Annotated in this window: 13 protein-coding genes and 2 tRNA genes; 4 read left to right on the forward strand and 11 right to left on the reverse strand. The window is 43.6% G+C overall.

Features of this window, described 5'->3' with window-relative positions; all coding sequences use genetic code 11:
• Nucleotides 1-75: 75 nt before the first annotated feature.
• From pstA to ACV3PA_RS14190, 9 genes are all read right to left on the reverse strand, one after another.
• Complete coding sequence (gene pstA / locus ACV3PA_RS14150; protein WP_053452777.1) at nucleotides 76-984, reverse strand: phosphate ABC transporter permease PstA; 909 nt, start codon at nucleotides 982-984, stop codon at nucleotides 76-78.
• A gap of 1 nt (nucleotide 985) precedes the next feature.
• Nucleotides 986-1,927, reverse strand: coding sequence for a phosphate ABC transporter permease subunit PstC (gene pstC, locus ACV3PA_RS14155; protein ID WP_053452776.1), 942 nt, complete (start codon nucleotides 1,925-1,927; stop codon nucleotides 986-988).
• An 89-nt stretch (nucleotides 1,928-2,016) separates the two neighbouring features.
• Nucleotides 2,017-2,961, reverse strand: coding sequence for a PstS family phosphate ABC transporter substrate-binding protein (locus ACV3PA_RS14160; RefSeq protein ID WP_456125115.1), 945 nt, complete (start codon nucleotides 2,959-2,961; stop codon nucleotides 2,017-2,019).
• 225 nt (nucleotides 2,962-3,186) lie between these two features.
• On the reverse strand, nucleotides 3,187-5,259 hold the full coding sequence (locus ACV3PA_RS14165; RefSeq protein ID WP_053452774.1) for a peptidoglycan D,D-transpeptidase FtsI family protein: 2,073 nt from the start codon (nucleotides 5,257-5,259) through the stop codon (nucleotides 3,187-3,189).
• 134 nt (nucleotides 5,260-5,393) lie between these two features.
• Nucleotides 5,394-6,002 carry a superoxide dismutase gene (locus ACV3PA_RS14170; protein ID WP_053452773.1) on the reverse strand — a complete coding sequence of 203 codons (609 nt, stop codon included), beginning with the start codon at nucleotides 6,000-6,002 and terminating at the stop codon, nucleotides 5,394-5,396.
• Nucleotides 6,003-6,095: 93 nt separating this feature from the next.
• Entirely contained in the window at nucleotides 6,096-7,556 is a 1,461-nt protein-coding gene (locus ACV3PA_RS14175) for an alpha-amylase (protein ID WP_053452772.1), read from the reverse strand.
• A 116-nt stretch (nucleotides 7,557-7,672) separates the two neighbouring features.
• Nucleotides 7,673-7,746 (reverse strand) — tRNA-Ile (locus ACV3PA_RS14180).
• 11 nt (nucleotides 7,747-7,757) lie between these two features.
• Nucleotides 7,758-7,831, reverse strand: a tRNA-Met gene (locus ACV3PA_RS14185).
• Between the two features lie 128 nt (nucleotides 7,832-7,959).
• Nucleotides 7,960-9,603 (reverse strand): Na/Pi cotransporter family protein, encoded by a 1,644-nt coding sequence (locus ACV3PA_RS14190; RefSeq protein ID WP_053452771.1) that lies wholly within the window; start codon nucleotides 9,601-9,603, stop codon nucleotides 7,960-7,962.
• A gap of 208 nt (nucleotides 9,604-9,811) precedes the next feature.
• Here ACV3PA_RS14190 and ACV3PA_RS14195 point away from each other — a divergent pair, with 208 nt between their 5' ends.
• The 4 genes from ACV3PA_RS14195 to ACV3PA_RS14210 all read left to right on the forward strand — a co-directional run bounded on the left by ACV3PA_RS14195 (nucleotide 9,812) and on the right by ACV3PA_RS14210 (nucleotide 13,420).
• Nucleotides 9,812-10,294 (forward strand): hypothetical protein, encoded by a 483-nt coding sequence (locus tag ACV3PA_RS14195; RefSeq protein WP_053452770.1) that lies wholly within the window; start codon nucleotides 9,812-9,814, stop codon nucleotides 10,292-10,294.
• A 170-nt stretch (nucleotides 10,295-10,464) separates the two neighbouring features.
• Nucleotides 10,465-11,574, forward strand: coding sequence for a flavodoxin-dependent (E)-4-hydroxy-3-methylbut-2-enyl-diphosphate synthase (gene ispG / locus ACV3PA_RS14200; RefSeq protein ID WP_023467533.1), 1,110 nt, complete (start codon nucleotides 10,465-10,467; stop codon nucleotides 11,572-11,574).
• Nucleotides 11,575-11,672: 98 nt separating this feature from the next.
• Nucleotides 11,673-12,242, forward strand: a complete 570-nt coding sequence (locus ACV3PA_RS14205) for a hypothetical protein (protein ID WP_456125116.1) — start codon at nucleotides 11,673-11,675, stop codon at nucleotides 12,240-12,242.
• 209 nt (nucleotides 12,243-12,451) lie between these two features.
• The gene (locus ACV3PA_RS14210) at nucleotides 12,452-13,420 is read left to right on the forward strand and encodes a GGDEF domain-containing protein (RefSeq protein WP_456125980.1); all 969 of its coding nucleotides are present in this window, start codon (nucleotides 12,452-12,454) and stop codon (nucleotides 13,418-13,420) included.
• A 78-nt stretch (nucleotides 13,421-13,498) separates the two neighbouring features.
• Here ACV3PA_RS14210 and ACV3PA_RS14215 read toward each other — a convergent pair whose 3' ends face one another.
• Both ACV3PA_RS14215 and ACV3PA_RS14220 read right to left on the reverse strand, forming a co-directional pair.
• The gene (locus ACV3PA_RS14215; RefSeq protein WP_456125117.1) at nucleotides 13,499-15,322 is read right to left on the reverse strand and encodes a bifunctional diguanylate cyclase/phosphodiesterase; all 1,824 of its coding nucleotides are present in this window, start codon (nucleotides 15,320-15,322) and stop codon (nucleotides 13,499-13,501) included.
• A 145-nt stretch (nucleotides 15,323-15,467) separates the two neighbouring features.
• A complete protein-coding gene (locus ACV3PA_RS14220) occupies nucleotides 15,468-16,898 on the reverse strand; it encodes an NAD(P)H-hydrate dehydratase (protein ID WP_456125118.1) in 1,431 nt (476 codons plus the stop codon).
• Nucleotides 16,899-16,953 lie beyond the last annotated feature (55 nt).

Raw genomic sequence — 16,953 nt, forward strand, 5'->3', positions numbered from 1 at the left:
CGACTGATTTCGTGTTCAGCTTCATATCCATCATCTGTCTTCCTCCTTAAAAGAAATCCCTTCTATCTAGTTCGATTAGTAACGTTTTGAGAATCGGTTCCGGATCCAGATTGCAATCGAGTTCATCGTCAAGAGGATGACCATCAAGATGATGATTCCTGCCGCTGCAAGACCTTGGAAATCTGCTTGCGGACGACTTGTCCAGTTATAGATTTGGATCGGCAGTGCTGTGAACTCTGAGAAAATACTTTCTGGCGCACGAGCAATAAAAATCGCAGCTCCCACCATGATAAGTGGTGCTGTCTCACCGATTGCTCGAGATACAGCTAAGATAATCCCAGTAATGACACCCGGTAACGAAGCCGGAAGGACGACTTTGAACGTCGTTTGCCATTTCGATGCACCGAGTGCGAGTGATGCATGACGCATCGCTTGTGGAACAGCACGAATCGCTTCTTGTGACGATACGATGACGACTGGAAGACTCATTAACGCAAGCGTCAATGCTCCAGCAATCAGTGTTGAACCGAAGCCCATGTTTCGAACGAAGAACGTCAATCCAAGTAAACCGAAGACGATCGATGGAACACCAGCAAGGTTCGAGATGTTGACTTCAATAAACGAAGTCATTCGACTCTTTTTCGCGTACTCTTCTAAATAAATCGCAGCTCCGACACCAATGATGAAAATCATCGGAATAATTAAGAGCATCAAGAAGATTGATCCCATCAATGCCGGATAAATCCCAGCACGTTCAGCACGACGAGATGGTGCATTTTGAAGAAATTCAAGTGATAACCATGAAGCACCGTCACGGATGACACCGAACAGGAGAATACCTAGGACGACGAGACCGAAGAACAGTCCAGCAAGGAAAATGACTTTTGTGACGTTATTGACGACGAGTCGCTGGCTAATTGATTTCTTGACCGCGACTGGATCGATGAATTTTTTCGAGACAGGTTGCTTTTCTGGTAAGGCCATCTTAGTACTCCTCTCTGAAGCGGCGTGTGATCCAGTTCGCAAGTAAGTTCATCACTAATGTGAAGACGAACAAGAGTGTACCGACCGCATAGATACTGTAATATTCGACTGTTCCAAATCCAGCATCACCCAAGGCGACCTGAACGATATATGCTGTCATTGTCTGGACTGGCTCAAGTGGATCAACTGCTGCTGTTGGATTCGAACCACCAGCGATCGTCACGATCATCGTTTCACCGATTGCACGTGACATTCCGAGAACGATTGATGCAATGATACCTGACAAGGCAGCTGGAACGACAACTTTCAATGCAACTTCAAGGCGGGTCGAACCGAGGGCGAGCGCACCGTCACGAATTTTCTTCGGTACAGAGCTCATCGCATCCTCAGAAATCGAAGCAATCATCGGAATGATCATGATCCCGACGACAATCCCCGGGCTGAGCGCATTATAGATTTGCAGACCTGGAATCAACTTGACGAGTAATGGTGTAACGAACGTCAATGCGAAGAATCCGAAGACGATTGTTGGAACACCTGCTAATACTTCAAGAATTGGTTTTAAGATACGGCGTGCGCGGTCTGACGCGTACTCACTTAAATAAATCGCAGACGTGAGGCCGATCGGCACGGCAACTAGCATCGCAATCACGGTAATCTCAAGCGTTCCGACGACAAGTGGCCAAATTCCATACTCAGGTTGTGAGTTGAGTGGATACCAGCTCGTACTACCGAAGAATTCCTTAAACGGAACAACTTCGAAGAAATGCTCTGTTTCAATGACTAACGTGAGAATGATGCCGATGGTCGTAACGACCGAGACGAACGCACAAAGGAATAACACGATCGGCATGACGCGTTCCATGACGTTTTTCATACTGTATTTTTGTTGTCGGTTCTGTTGAATCAGCTCGCGAACCGATTTGTTTTGTGTTGAACTCATCCTTCTTCACTCCCTACTCTTCTTGACATGAGAATGTGACCCAACCGGTACAGACTTCCCCGGTTGGGCCATCTTCATGACTCAATGATTTATTTCATTGCATCTTCAATTGCTTTTGCGTTTTCATCGTAACGATCTTGCGGCATTTTGATGTATCCGACTTCTTCAGCAAGATCACCAGCGTTTTCGTTCGTGAATTTCACGAAATCTGCGACTTGTTTTTTATCTTTCATTGATTTGTTATTGACGTACGTGTAAATTTCACGTGCCAGTGGATACGAAAGATCTTTGATTGTTTCTGGTGTTGGATCAACTGCATCTTTTCCTTCAGCAGAAAGTGGAACTTCTTTCAACTTATCTTTATTCTCTGCGTAGTATGCATATCCGAAGTAACCAATAGCACCTTTCGTTCCTTCGACACCCTTAACAAGAACGTTATCGTCCTCAGATAATTGAACGTCTTTTCGCATGTCCTTCTTCTCAAGTACTTTTTCCGAGAAGAAGTCGAACGTTCCTGAATCTTTCCCTGGGCTGAAGAATTTCAATGGTTCAGCCGGATAAGAAGAATCAACATCTTTCCACGTCTTGACGTTTGGATCGAGCCAGATTTTTTCAAGTTGGTCCATCGTAAGTTCTTTTACCCATGTGTTTTCTTTACTGACTGCGACAGTCAAACCATCATATGCGAGTGCAAGTTTTGTATATTCAATGTTATTCTTTTTTGCTTCAGCTGCTTCTTCTTCTTTGATTTCACGCGAAGCATTTGAAAGATCTGTTTCACCAACGACGAATCGTTTGAATCCACCACCTGTACCAGAAACACCGACTGTAACGTCAACATCAGGTTGCTCAGTCGAATATTCTTCACCGACAGCTTCCATGATCGGGAAGACTGTAGAAGAACCGTCGATTGCGATTTTTCCTTTTAAATCAGATGAACTAGCAGAACCGCCTTTATCGTTACCACATGCTGCCCCCACTACTGCGATTGATGCTACCGTTGTGATGAGTGCTGTTTTTTTCATCCAAGACATGATTAATTTTCCTCCTCGAAAGTATGTCGCTGACGATGCTACGACTTTTTATCCGTTTTCCTTACAAGACTTATACTACGGATGAACTATTAAAACGAAATGAATCCAACGTAAAAGAATTGTAAAGGTGTGTTTTTTAGTGTTTACAATTCGAAATCCATTAGAAAAAAAGGTCAATACAAACAAAAAAACGAGAGTGAATAATCACTCTCGTCTTCCATCTAGTTAATTTGGCTTAGTTTGCCACGGTACGTCCTTGACATTGAAATATGCTTTGACAAGGTCATGACCGATTTTCGAGTTGACTGTTTCCTGTTCCATATAAGGAAGGAACACGGCCCATGCCATCTCTGGATTATCATACGGTGCCCAGCCAACGAGATTCGAGTTCAATGAACGAACTGGTTGTCCGCTTCCGTCACGTAAGGCGATTCCGTCATCACCATAGACACTAACCTGTGCTGTACCCGTTTTCGCGGCAGCATCGATTCCTGTTTGCGCGATGACTTTCGCCGTACCACGCTCACCTTTAACGACACGATGTAATCCTTCACGGACGTGGTCGATATTATCTTGACTCACTTCAATCCGGTTCAAATAATTCGTCTTAAAGCTGTAATCGACTTTTTTAGTTCCTTTTTCAATTGAATTTGAAGCCAGTACTTCTTTTAGGAAGTGTGGCTGAACACGATAACCACCATTCGCAAGCGTTGAGATGTATTGCGCGACTTGTAGAGGTGTAAAGGCGTCATACTGTCCGATGACTCGGTCCATGAGTAAAGTAACACGGTCCGGTGTCCCTTGAACACCTTTTGCTTCATACGGTAAGTCAACACCCGTCGTCACACCAAGCCCGAACTGACTGTAGTAGTTCTGCATGATTGCAGCAGCTCCATCGACACTAGCTCCGGCAATACCGTTACTTGGATACTTGGCCATTCGCATCGCAATATTGAACATGTAGACGTTGGACGATCGTTCAAGTGCAGTTAAATCTGTGATCGGACCCATATTGACATACGATCCTTTTTTAGTACCACCAATTGTAATTGGAGCATCGTTGATGACTTCATTTTGACGAATGACACCTTCTTCGAGTCCCATCGCAACCGTTGCACCTTTGATCGTCGAACCGATTTGAAGTGAAGTCAATACGTTGTTGATCGCTACATCCGAAAACTTACCGGTTGCAGGATCCAACTTTTGACCAGACATCGCTAAAATCTCACCTGTCTGCGGATTCATGACGACAGCATATCCTTCTTTTAAATAACGACTGCCCATTCCACGACCCATTTTGATTGCTTGTTGCATGATTTTGTCGACTTGTTTATTGTATTCCGCGTCAACAGTCAGAACGAGATCTTTACCAGACTCGCCTTCCTCGCGTTTTGGATCACCGACCGGTTCTCCATTGAACGTTTCATACACATCGTATGCCGGTTTCCCGCGTAGCAGGTCTTCGTATTGTTGCTCGAGGAATGATGTTCCGACACGGTCATTCAAGCTATAGCCTTTTGCTTTGAACTCGGCTTGTTGTTCTGCTGGAATCTTCGAGTATTTACCGAAGATGTTCCGGAGTGTTCCTTCATACGGATAAGACCGTTCATAAAACGGTTCGACTGATACACCCTTCAGATCTTCTAGGTTCTCATCAATAATCGCCATCTCTTTTGCAGACGCACCGAGTTTGACGAGCTGCGGATCAAGCGCATAACCAACTTCCATATTGTGTTTGATCGCGATGACTTCCATCGTTTGATCATCGTAATCGATATCCTCTTTTGTGATAGCATCTAAACGAATTTGATCTTGCTCCGGAATCGAAAGCTTACTTTGCGCTTCTACTGAAGGATACTTCTTTTTGACGGCTGCTTGGTAACGACGATCGGACTCCTTCGTATTCGTCGCTACCCAGAAGTCTTTCACATCTCGTTCCGTAACTTTCCAGTCTTTTTTCGGTAAATCAATGATTGCCGCAAGACGTTGCGCAATTTCAATTCGTTCATCGACTTTCGTCGTTTGTGCCCGGCGATAGACGATTGAGTATTTAGAAATCGTATCAACAAGAAGACGACCGTCTCGGTCATAAATCTTTCCGCGCGGTACTTCATATTTCGATGCGATCATTTCTGTTTTTTGGACTTCCCTCGAAATTTTCTCACCATTAACGATTTGTACGACTCCTAGACGGAAAATCAAAATCGCAAACAATAAAAAAACGACGAAGAACATTAAATTCAGACGAAGCGGCAGATGATTACGCCGTCTTCCTCGTACAGTGATTCGTTTAGCCATGGCGTACTCCCCTATCGTTCAAAAGTCATCTTGTTTCATTATATAGAAGGAAACTTTCCATAACAACCTATCCCATGATTTTCCGCATTAAAAAAAGCGTATCGTTCACAATTGAACGATACGCCATTTTCAGATTACTTCGCGTCAGCGTAAAGCTTCGCTACATGATCCCAATCAACAACGTTGAAGAACGCATTGATGTAATCAGGACGACGGTTTTGATAGTTGAGGTAATACGCATGTTCCCAAACATCAAGACCGAGGATTGGTGTTTTACCTTCCATGACCGGTGTATCTTGGTTTGGTGTCGAAACGACTTCCAGTTTTCCACCGTCAACGATTAGCCAAGCCCAACCTGAACCAAAGCGAGTTGTTGCTGCTTTTGCAAACGCATCTTTGAACGCATCGAATGATCCGAATGCTTCGTCGATTGCTGTTGCGAGTTCCCCTGTTGGAGCAGCTCCATCGTTCTTCTTCAACAATTTCCAGAAGAATGAATGGTTCCAGTGACCGCCACCGTTGTTACGGACTGCCGTTTGAATGTTTGCTGGGAGAGCATCCAAGTTTTGAAGAAGTTCTTCAAGTGACTTTCCTTCATGTTCTGTACCCTCAAGCGCCGCATTCACGTTCGTGACATACGTGTTGTGGTGTTTCGTGTGGTGAATCTCCATCGTACGAGCATCGATATGTGGCTCAAGCGCATCATAAGCGTAGCCGAGTTCTGGTAATTCAAATTTTGACATGTTCATGTCCCCCTTTGTACTATTTTCGAAAACTTCAATACCCTTTAAGACTAGCAAAAGAACATGTGTTGACGCAAGTCAAGACCCTCGGATTTACTCGACTTCTCGTGGAGCAAAAACTGAGACGCCACCACCCGGAACCGGGAAGACACCGAATCCTTCTTCATCGATCACGACAGGGTGATCTTGATGATTCGTATAGTCAAACCATTCTTGTCCCGCACGTTCTTCACCGACGAACATGCGCTTTTCACACATATCAGCATTCGATAGCAAGACAGCACAGCCAGAGTTCTCGATTTCTTCAACGCCTCGACGAACCCATCCGACGCAATGCGGATCATCAAGATAATCCTCTTGGTCACCATATGCTTTGTGATAACGCGCATACAATAAAGCATCGATCATTTCTTTTTTACCTTCTACTGGGTGTGGTCCTTGAACACCATAATAATCACCATAGAAGACACATGGATAGCCGTCTTTACGAAGTAAAATCGATGCATAAGCATGCTGTTTGAACCAGTCATCTACCCATGATTCGAGTGATTCACCTGGTTGTGAATCATGATTGTCGACAAACGTGACGGCGTTCGTCGGATGTGATTCAACAAGTGTGTCAGCAAATAATGTCGTTAAATCAAAGTCTTGTCCCTGATTCGAAGCTTCATGGAACTTATAATGAAGTGGAACATCGAACAAATCGATCGTGTAGTCGACACTATCGAGGAAATGACGGCAATCATCGAGATCGGATTTCCAGAACTCGCCGACCATATAGAAGTCACCTTCACTTTTTTCAATCATCGATTTTGCGAATTCATGAACGAATTCATAGTTGATGTGTTTAATCGCATCAAGTCGAAAACCTTGGCAATCAATTGTTTCCTGGAACCAATGACCCCATCGAATCATTTCTTCGCGGACTTCCGGGTGATTATAATCAATGTTCGCAAACATCAAATAGTCATAGTTTCCAAACTCATCATCGACTTGATCGTTCCAGTCTTTATTTTTTCCGGAAATTTTAAAGACACCGGTTTTTTCCTCACGGGCATCAAAATCTGTTCCATTAAAGAATTCATGTGTCCAGATGAAATCTGAATATTTACCGTTACGACCTGGGAACGTAAACTTTGTCCATGCTTCGATTTCAAATTCTTCTGAAATTTCTTTAGAACGATCTTCTGGATGGACTTCTACGACATTGATTGTCTCGAGTTCATCGGCTGCTGCTTTATGATTCATGACGACATCCGCATAGACGGCGATATCGTTCTCACGAGCAACTTGAATCGCTTCGACGAGTTCGTCCTTCGTACCGTATTTCGTACGGACTGTTCCTTTTTGATCAAATTCACCTAAATCATAAACGTCATAGATGCCATATCCTGTATCTTCATCTGATTGACCCTTTGACGCCGGTGGAATCCACACGGACGTGATGCCGGCAGCACGTAACTCAGGCGCCCGCTCTTTCAAGCGTTGCCAGTGCTTCCCATCATTCTCTACATGCCACTCAAAAAACTGCATCATCGTATGGTTACGTTCCATCTCTCTTCGCTCTCCCTTAGTTACTATAGTATGAATATTATTACAATATCTTTACTATTCCCCGGAGGAACAAAAATAAACGCTCCTCGTTTCATGACGAGGAGCGTTCTACTGAATGGACCCTGCAGGACTCGAACCTGCGACCGGACGGTTATGAGCCGTCAGCTCTAACCAGCTGAGCTAAGGGTCCTTAAGTAATAGTAGCGGCGGAGGGAGTCGAACCCACGACCTCACGGGTATGAACCGTACGCTCTAGCCAGCTGAGCTACACCGCCATGATGTATGTTGCTTTACTCTTACTAGATTACGAGATGTGACGATTCTTGTCAATATGCTATTTCAAAAAAATAAACAGCTGATTTCATTTTTTGAAATCAGCTGTCATAGATAAATCGTATTTTGCTTAATTCGTTAATGCTGTCCGCTGTTCAAGGACGAGATCCGTGATGTTGACAGCGTGATCGCCGATTCGTTCGAGGTTCGACAAGAGATCGACGAAGATCATTCCCGCTTGTCCCGTACATTCGCCAGCGTTAACACGAAGGACGTGATGCTTACGGAATGAACGTTCGAGTGCATCGAGTTTGCCTTCGAGTTCCAGAACTTTCCGAGCTCGTGTGACATCATCCTCTTCGACGGCGCGAACGGCACAATCGACGATTTCTTGTGTCAAGGCATACATATCATCTAGCTCTTGCTTCGCAGCATCCGTGAATTGGATCCGGTTGACGATTTGGAAGTCGACCAATTCGACGATGTTCTCAACGTGATCACCGATTCGCTCAAAATCATTAACCGCATGCATCAGTAACGAATGATCGTTTGATTCACGTTCTGATAAATCATGTGCTGCTACTTTAACAAGATAGTTCGTGACTTCTGTGTTCAAGTGGTTGATTGCATATTCAATCTGCTGTGATTCTGCTACATCTTTCTTATCATGCGATTGCGTGTATCGGTGCGCTTTCGCAAGGGCGTCTTTCGAGAATTCTCCCATACGTAAGACTTCAAGCTTCGCATGATTCAAAGCAAGTGAAGAAGACTGGTTCAAAATGTTTTGATCAAGATGACGTGGTTTTGAATCGATCGTCGTATCCGTACCCGGAACGATTTTTTGAACGAGCCATGCGATTTGCGCGATGAACCAGCACTGAATCAATGTGTTAACGACATTGAATGTTCCGTGTGCGAAGGCAATTTGCATCTTCGGACCTAAGCCAAGTGCACCTGTAATCCACGTGATAAAACTCGAGAAAATTGGTAAGGCAATTAAGAACAATATCGTTCCGATAATGTTGAAGATGACATGCGCCGCTGCTGTTCGCTTAGCTGCAATTGACGCTCCAAGCGCTGCGAGAACCGCCGTAATCGTTGTTCCGATATTATCACCGAACAAGACCGGTAGTGCTGCTTTGATATCGATCATGCCACCTGAGTACAACTCTTGTAAAATACCGATTGTTGCAGACGACGACTGAACAAGCACGGTAAAGATTGTTCCGACGAAGACACCAAGTAATGGATTATCCGACATCGAAACAGTCAACTCACGGAACCAAACGCTCGTTTCGAGCGGTGCCATCCCGTCACCCATCAATGTCAAACCGTAGAAAAGTGCACCGAAGCCAAAGAAAATCTGTCCGATATACTGAACACGTTCTTTATTGAAGAAGAAGATCAAGAACGCACCAATCGCGATTGCCGGAAGTGCTGCTTCCTTGACGTTAAAGCCGATGATGAAGGCAGTGATCGTCGTACCAATGTTTGCCCCCATGACGACTCCGATTGCCTGTCTTAAATTCATCAGACCCGCACTAACAAGTCCGACGACGATGACGGTCGTACCGGATGACGATTGAATTAAAATCGTTACGACGATACCTGCTAAGATACCTAAGAATGGATTCGTCGTGTATTTATCAAGGATATAACGTAATCGGTCTCCTGCTGTTTTTTGGAGCCCATCTCCCATATACTTAATACCGAAAAGGAAAATCCCGAGTCCACCAATGAAGGTGAATATCATTTCCTGCAAATCATAGTTCATCTTGCCAGCTCCTTTATTTGATGTGGATTGATGTGTTTGTAAAGTTTATTTTTTCGACTCCCCTATTATGTAAAGGTCTAGTGAACTTGTAAACAGTTTTTTAAACATCCATTTGTTAAGGTTTTATTAATCTGTACTAAAACAAAAAAAACCTTTATTTATCAACGTTAAATCCATTTAAAAAATCTGTTATAAAACAATAGAAAGAGTGATATTATTGTCTTTTTTACGTCAACTGATTAATTACTTACAAACTTCGCTAATTCCAAATCGCTCGTTTTTACGTCTTCGCTTAGCGGATGTTTCCCTTTATTTCTGTGGATTATCTTGGATTTCACTTTGGACGACGATTATCGATTCCTTCTTTTTACAAAAAAATATCCCGATCGTTATCTGGTTCATTCTTCATTTCATCTTCATCGCGATTGCCGTATTACTTTATCTGCTTTTCATGGCCTATCTGACGAAGGGGTTTGTTCGACTGCTACTTCCTCGTCCATGGGCATATCGTCAGACGTTTCCTTATACAATCGCAACGAATCTGTGGTCTTTCCCACTCGGTATGCTTCTTTATCAACTTGGTTATCAACGTTCCGGGATCGGATTACTCGTGATTGGTCACTTCGTCTATACATTGGTACCGTTGTGGATCGCCCGTTCCTCAAAGCCTCGTTCTTCACGCAGAGCTTAATGTATACAAAAATCAGGCGTCCGACGGATTGACGGACACCTTTCTTTCATTAAACAATTGTAAATGTTCGATTTTCGTTCTTGTTTCTCGATTTTTAGGGAATAGTTCGATATGATAGAAAAGGTAAACATAAACAATATGGCGGTATGCCACAAAAGGAGATTTTCGATATGCCGAAAATGGTCCATCGCTCTAAGACTCGTCCCGTTCGTGTAGGGGACCTTGTCATTGGTGGAAATAATGAAGTCATCATCCAAAGTATGACGACAACTAAAACACACGACGTCGAAGCGACAGTCGCTGAAATCCTACGTCTTGAAGAAGCTGGTTGCCAAATCGTCCGTGTCGCTTGTCCAGAAGAACGTGATGCGCTCGCACTTGCAGAAATCAAAAGCCGAATCAACATTCCGCTTGTCGTAGACATCCACTTCAACTATAAACTTGCGCTCATGGCAATCGAAGCCGGCGTCGATAAAATCCGGATTAACCCAGGTAATATCGGTCGTCGTGAAAAAGTCGAAGCTGTCGTTACAGCAGCAAAAGCGAAAAACATTCCGATTCGCATTGGAGTAAACGCTGGTTCCCTTGAAAAGCATATTCTTGAAAAATACGGCTACCCGACAGCACGTGGTATGGTCGAGAGTGCCTTGCACCACATTAAGATTCTTGAAGATCTTGATTTCCACGATATCATCGTTTCGCTCAAAGCATCTGACGTACAGTTGGCGCTTGAAGCATATCAACTCGCTTCTGAGTCGTTCGACTATCCTCTTCACGTCGGGATTACAGAATCCGGTCCACTTCGTTCTGGTTCATTGAAATCAGCAGCTGGACTTGGCGCGATCCTATCACGCGGAATCGGAAATACGGTTCGTGTCTCTCTTTCAGCAGACCCTGTCGAAGAAGTAAAGGTTGCAAAAGAAGTCTTGAAATCATTCGGTCTTGCGGCGAACGCAGCGACATTGATTTCATGTCCGACATGTGGTCGAATCGAAATCGATTTAATGTCGATCGCTGCAGAGATCGAAGACTACATCGAAAACATCCAAGCCAATATCAAAGTTGCTGTTCTCGGATGTGCGGTTAACGGTCCTGGGGAAGCACGCGAAGCCGATATCGGGATTGCTGGAGCACGTAACGAAGGCTTGTTGTTCCGTCACGGAGAAATCATCCGTAAAGTACCGGAAGCAACAATGGTCGAAGAATTGAAAAAAGAAATCGATGCCATCGTTCTCGAAAAACAGGCTGAAAAAGAAGCTGAAAAAGCAAACCACGCATAAAATGAAGGCTCCTCTCTCATGAGGAGTCTTTTTTCGTATCTCGATTTCGACTATGTTATACTAAGTGAAGAAAATTCTTAGAACGTGGGTGACTGTAAATGAAAATTGGAATCGACATCGATGGAACAATCACACATCCATCCTCTTGCTTCACTTACATGAATAAATATCTCGGCACTTCGATTGATTTCAATCAAGCGTCTGAATACGAACTGCATACGTATACCGATATGAATCAAATTGAATTTTGGGACTACATGGTCAACTCCGGTCATGAGACAGGTATTTATCGGGAATCAATCCCTCAAGAACATGTCCGCCACCATTTATGGAATTTGCGGAAACAATATGATTTACACTACGTGACAGCACGATCAGAGCTCGTTCGTCCCGTAACAGAAGAATGGATCAAGCAACACGAACTTCCTCTTGATTCTTTGATCATGACGGGATCACACGACAAGGTTCAAGTCGTACGTGATCTATCACTTGATCTGTTCATGGAAGATCGCTTAGAGAATGCGGTTCAAATTGCGGAAGATACCTCTATTCCTGTTATCTTGTTTGACGCTCCTTATAACCGTAAAGCCTTACCGAGTAATGTCATCCGTGTAGCCTCATGGAATGAAGCCGTTAAAGAGATTCATAAATTCGCACCAATCCGATAAAACAGCCGATTAGGCTGTTTTTTCCATTTTCAATGTTATTGGATGATTAGATATCGTACAATGGCATTAGATTTAGATTTCAAAAAAGAAAGGGCTTCATAATGCTTGCTACCGTGAATATCTTTTTTATTAATATCTGTATTATCTTTCTTATTTCTACGTTTACTTTCTATCTACTGCGTGATCGTTTACCGATTCAACCTGACTCGATGATTTCTACTCGTCTCTATTTCGGACTGGCCAATGGAGTAACAGGTATTCTACTTATGCATCATGCAATCGATTTAAATGGAGCATTAATTGATTTACGATTGTTGCCACTCGCTTTATCTGCGTTATTCGGTGGGAATGTCAGTATTGCAGTGACCGGATTGATGCTCTTGATCTATCGATTTTTGATTGATAACGGAGATTCACTAAACGCTCTGTTTAGTTCCGTCATCACTCTACTTGGATTTTTAGTACTTTCTTTTATTTGCAGACGTTTCATTAAGCGACAGGGTTACTTCTTTTCTACCATCGTCACATTCGGTTCTTTACTTGTCCTATGGCGCTTGATTATGAGTAACTCTCCAGCGGATGCCTGGGAAACGATTTATATTCCGTATTTCATTTTAACGATTGGTGGAGCCGTTTTGTTTTATCGTTTGTCTTCGCTCCTTCAGCAACATTTTGTTCTATACTCCTATCAATCCTACCTTGCTTCGACCGATCAATTGACACGGCTTGCGAATCGACATGTCATTTTAGAAAAAGTCACGACACTTGAAAAGAGTACGGCTTCTTGGGGGGTCATCTTGTTCGACTTGGATCACTTCAAGACAATAAACGATACGCATGGTCACGCCGTCGGAGACGCTGTCTTGCGTCACTTTTCGATTGTATTGAATGAACATTGCCCAGCACCGGTGACAGTCGGTCGATACGGTGGTGAAGAATTCATCGTCATCGTTCCAGATATTGAATTACATCCTCCTGGTGCTCTAGCTGAGACGATCGTAGTAGCTGTTCAGCAAACACCATTCGTCATGCAAGATCATGCCGTATCCATTACGGTGTCCGCTGGAATTGCTTTTGCTCATCAACAGCCTACTGAAATAGTCTTTAAACAGGCAGATACCGCCCTGTACGAAGCAAAAGCGCAAGGTCGAAATCAATATCGACTCTATTCATCTTAAATAGTTACTAAAAAAGCCACTTCTCTTCCGAACATGCGTCGGACTGAAGCGGCTTTGCTTTATTAACAAATCATTTCCTTATTCGTTTTTTGTGGCTTTTTGTAATAGACATATGATTTCTTCAAGTGGGACCGGTTTAGCAAAGAAATAGCCTTGGAATAGATGAATGCCAATGTCCTTCGCAATGCGTACTTCTTCTCCTGTCTCTACACCCTCAACGATACACTCGACATGCATCGATTGGCTCAATTGAAAAATGGATTCGAGAATAGACTGCCGCTTCTCCGATTCACCAATTTGTTCGATGAATTGCTTCGGAATCTTTAATTGACGTAACGGTAATAAACGTTCAAGAACGTGATAGGATGCATGACCGGTCCCAAAATCATCGAGTGACACTGGGAAATCAAGCGTTTTGATTCGTTTCAGTGCACGATGAATCGACTGACTCTCAAAATCAAGTGATTGACTCTCTGTAATTTCAATCTTAATCTGTTGCGGCTTTAATGCATACTTAAGTAACGTTCGTTCGATGAATGGCATGAACGACTCACTTGTTAATTGTCGCGGTGATACGTTAACGGACAATGTAAACTGATCAGGAACAAGACCCACCAATGCTTTGCGTGTTTTACAGCTTTCCTCAAAAATCCATTCTCCTAGCCGAATGATCAAATCACTTTTTTCAGCAATCGGGATGAACACGGATGGTCGGTCGGCTCCCTCTAGCTCCGTCTTCCATCGGACCAATGCCTCAAGACCAATGAATTGCTCTGATTGAACATCATACTGTAATTGATAGACCAGATGAAAGTCTGTTTCGATATTTGCCTGTGCTAACGATTGAGCAGCCTTAACACGTAATTCTTGATCCATGCGCCATGCTTGGTCGATACACATCAGTCGCTCATTTTGTTGCGCTGCTTCTTGTAATGCAGTTAACAATTGCTGTACCCGACGCTTCCGATTGCCAGTCACTCCTTCTCCGTTATCGATAACAATGGAAATGTTGACGTAAACATGATGTCCCTCGATTTCATATGGAACAGAAATTTCTTGGCTTAACTCCTCCATTGCTTCCTTACACGCGACCTCGTCCGGCTTTTCCATGACAATCAATAATGTCCCTGCTTCAATCCGAGCAAATGCTTGGTGAGGAGGTAGTTTTTGCTTGAGCCGATCGATGCAAGCACGCAAAACTTGTGACTGCATGTCTTCTCCGAAATACCGTGCTAACTCATAATAGTTTTCTAAATGAATACCGACAAAAATAAGCTGTTGTTCGGATCTTGGAAAATCAATTTCATTTAAACCTTGGCGATTCAAGACACCTGTTTCTTCATCACGGCGCGCTGTATCGTGTAATTGCGTCGCGAGATCGTTCAACCGATTTAAGTTCCGAATATGCAGGTGGTTGATGACAAGGGCAATCGTTACACCGATCACGATCATTCCAATCCGTCCGTAATGGTCGGTTGGATCAATTTCTACCGTTACCGCCTGTACATTCCACATGACATACAAACTGGTTGCAATGGTAACAAAAATCGCATACCACATCATGATGCGTTGATAGGAGATTAAAGCAATCATTAAAAATAAGAAGCTACTTGCCCAAACTGTAACTGCCCCATACGGTAAAAAGCTAATCGATGTAATGGGAACGACGAGCAGCATTAAAGACAGTAAGTGTGTTTGAAGAACTAATCCCATTTTGCGACGACTGATATAAAAAATGAATAAACCCATGATGACTAAAAATGAAATAATGACAGAACGACTTAAATATGCATTCTTAATTGTCTCTTCCGTCGTCGTATAAATAATCAGGGCACCAACAGCCATCATGAACAATGCAAAATTTCCAATCCACCATTGTTGTTTTCGAACGATTTCCTCCAAATTCTTGCCTCCTTTCCGTCAGAATTTTCGTATATAGGTTTCGACATCGCTTGATGATACTCCTGTCAAATAGAATGTGTCAATTATTTCCTAAAAAGAAAAGTCTCCCCTCATTCGTGCAACGGAAGACTTTTCTGTCTATATTCTACAACCCTAGTCGTCCTAACTCTTCAATGACATCTGTCGCAAGCAAGCTACTTGGATGTAAGCGTCGTTCGACTTGTTTTGAGGCCTCTGCATACCACTGTGCTCCCTGTGCTAGTATTTTTTCGATATTGCCTTTTGGATGTTGAGCAAGAAGACTCGTCAGTATGCCGAATAAGGTATCGCCGCTCCCCCCTTTAGCAAGTCCACTTGATGCACCAGAGACGACAAACCCACCCCCATCCGGTTTTGCGATTATGATGACATGTGACTTCAAGACGACGGTCACTTGATGCAAAACGGCATAGTCTGTTGCTTGACCAAATAGATCGTCTTGAATAATCGTTACATTTTGATTCGTCATTCGAGCAAACTCGCCAATATGCGGTGTGACAATGATAGGAGCGGTCCGTTCAGGGTAACTATTTTTCACTAATGCTCCGGCATCTAAAATCACCGGAAGATCACTTTCAAGCAAATGGTCTACCCAAGTCTCAACTGATTCCTGCGACAAACCGGGACCAATCCCAACTGCTGATACAGAAGGTAACATGTCTTCAATCGCTGGTAACGTTTGATCAATGACCATCGCTTCTGGCGCCTGAACGATAATTCCCTGTTTGGCAAGTGCTGTCGTTGCAACTTGAAGTTTTCCGACACCCGTTCGTAAGGCTGCCCTTGTCGAGAGTTGAATCGATCCTGGCATCGTATCGCTTCCACCAATCAATAATGCCGTCCCATACGTCCCTTTATGACCGTACCGTTCCCTCTTGAACAATGCCGTCAAATCCGCTGTGGATAAATGCCACTCGCCAAACGTCGGTAATCCGATGTCAATCGTTTCTAACTTTCCATAAAAGGGAGCGGTCCGTAATAAAAAAGCAGATCGTTTCGCTGCATGCAGTTGAAACGTCACATCGGACTGAATCGCGATGTCCTTGAATTCCTTCGCATGATCGGTCGGAACACCGCTCGGAACGTCTACCGCATAAACGTATGCCCCTTGCCGTTTTTGTTCCGATACGTATTCACATTGCGTTATAAAAACTTGATTCATGCGCTCTGGATCAAATCCAGTTCCATACAACGCATCTAAAATAACGTCATACTGACCGCATGGCTGTTCCGTTACGAGTCCGAATGCTTCTGCATAACGGACATGGATAGTTGAAGTATCAGAACGACTCTCTCCAAATGGTGCGAATAGCGTGACATCAAAACCGTCGCGTAAAAGTTCGCGACCGATTACATAACCGTCCCCACCGTTATTGCCTGTTCCACTTAAAATCAAGATTCGATCTGTCTTCGTATGACGGTCCTTGATACGTGTTGCGATTTGAGTTCCCGCTCGTTCCATCAACACTTCAAGTGGCAGTCCAGATGTCCGCGCCCACTCATCGATTTGTCGGGCTTCCTGCGCATCATAAATCATTTTCTCATCACCTCTGTTCGACTATTCCCGTTTTGAACAGGACTAGTCTTACAAA

The sequence above is a fragment of the Exiguobacterium sp. EA-TM-5 genome, assembly GCF_053878415.1.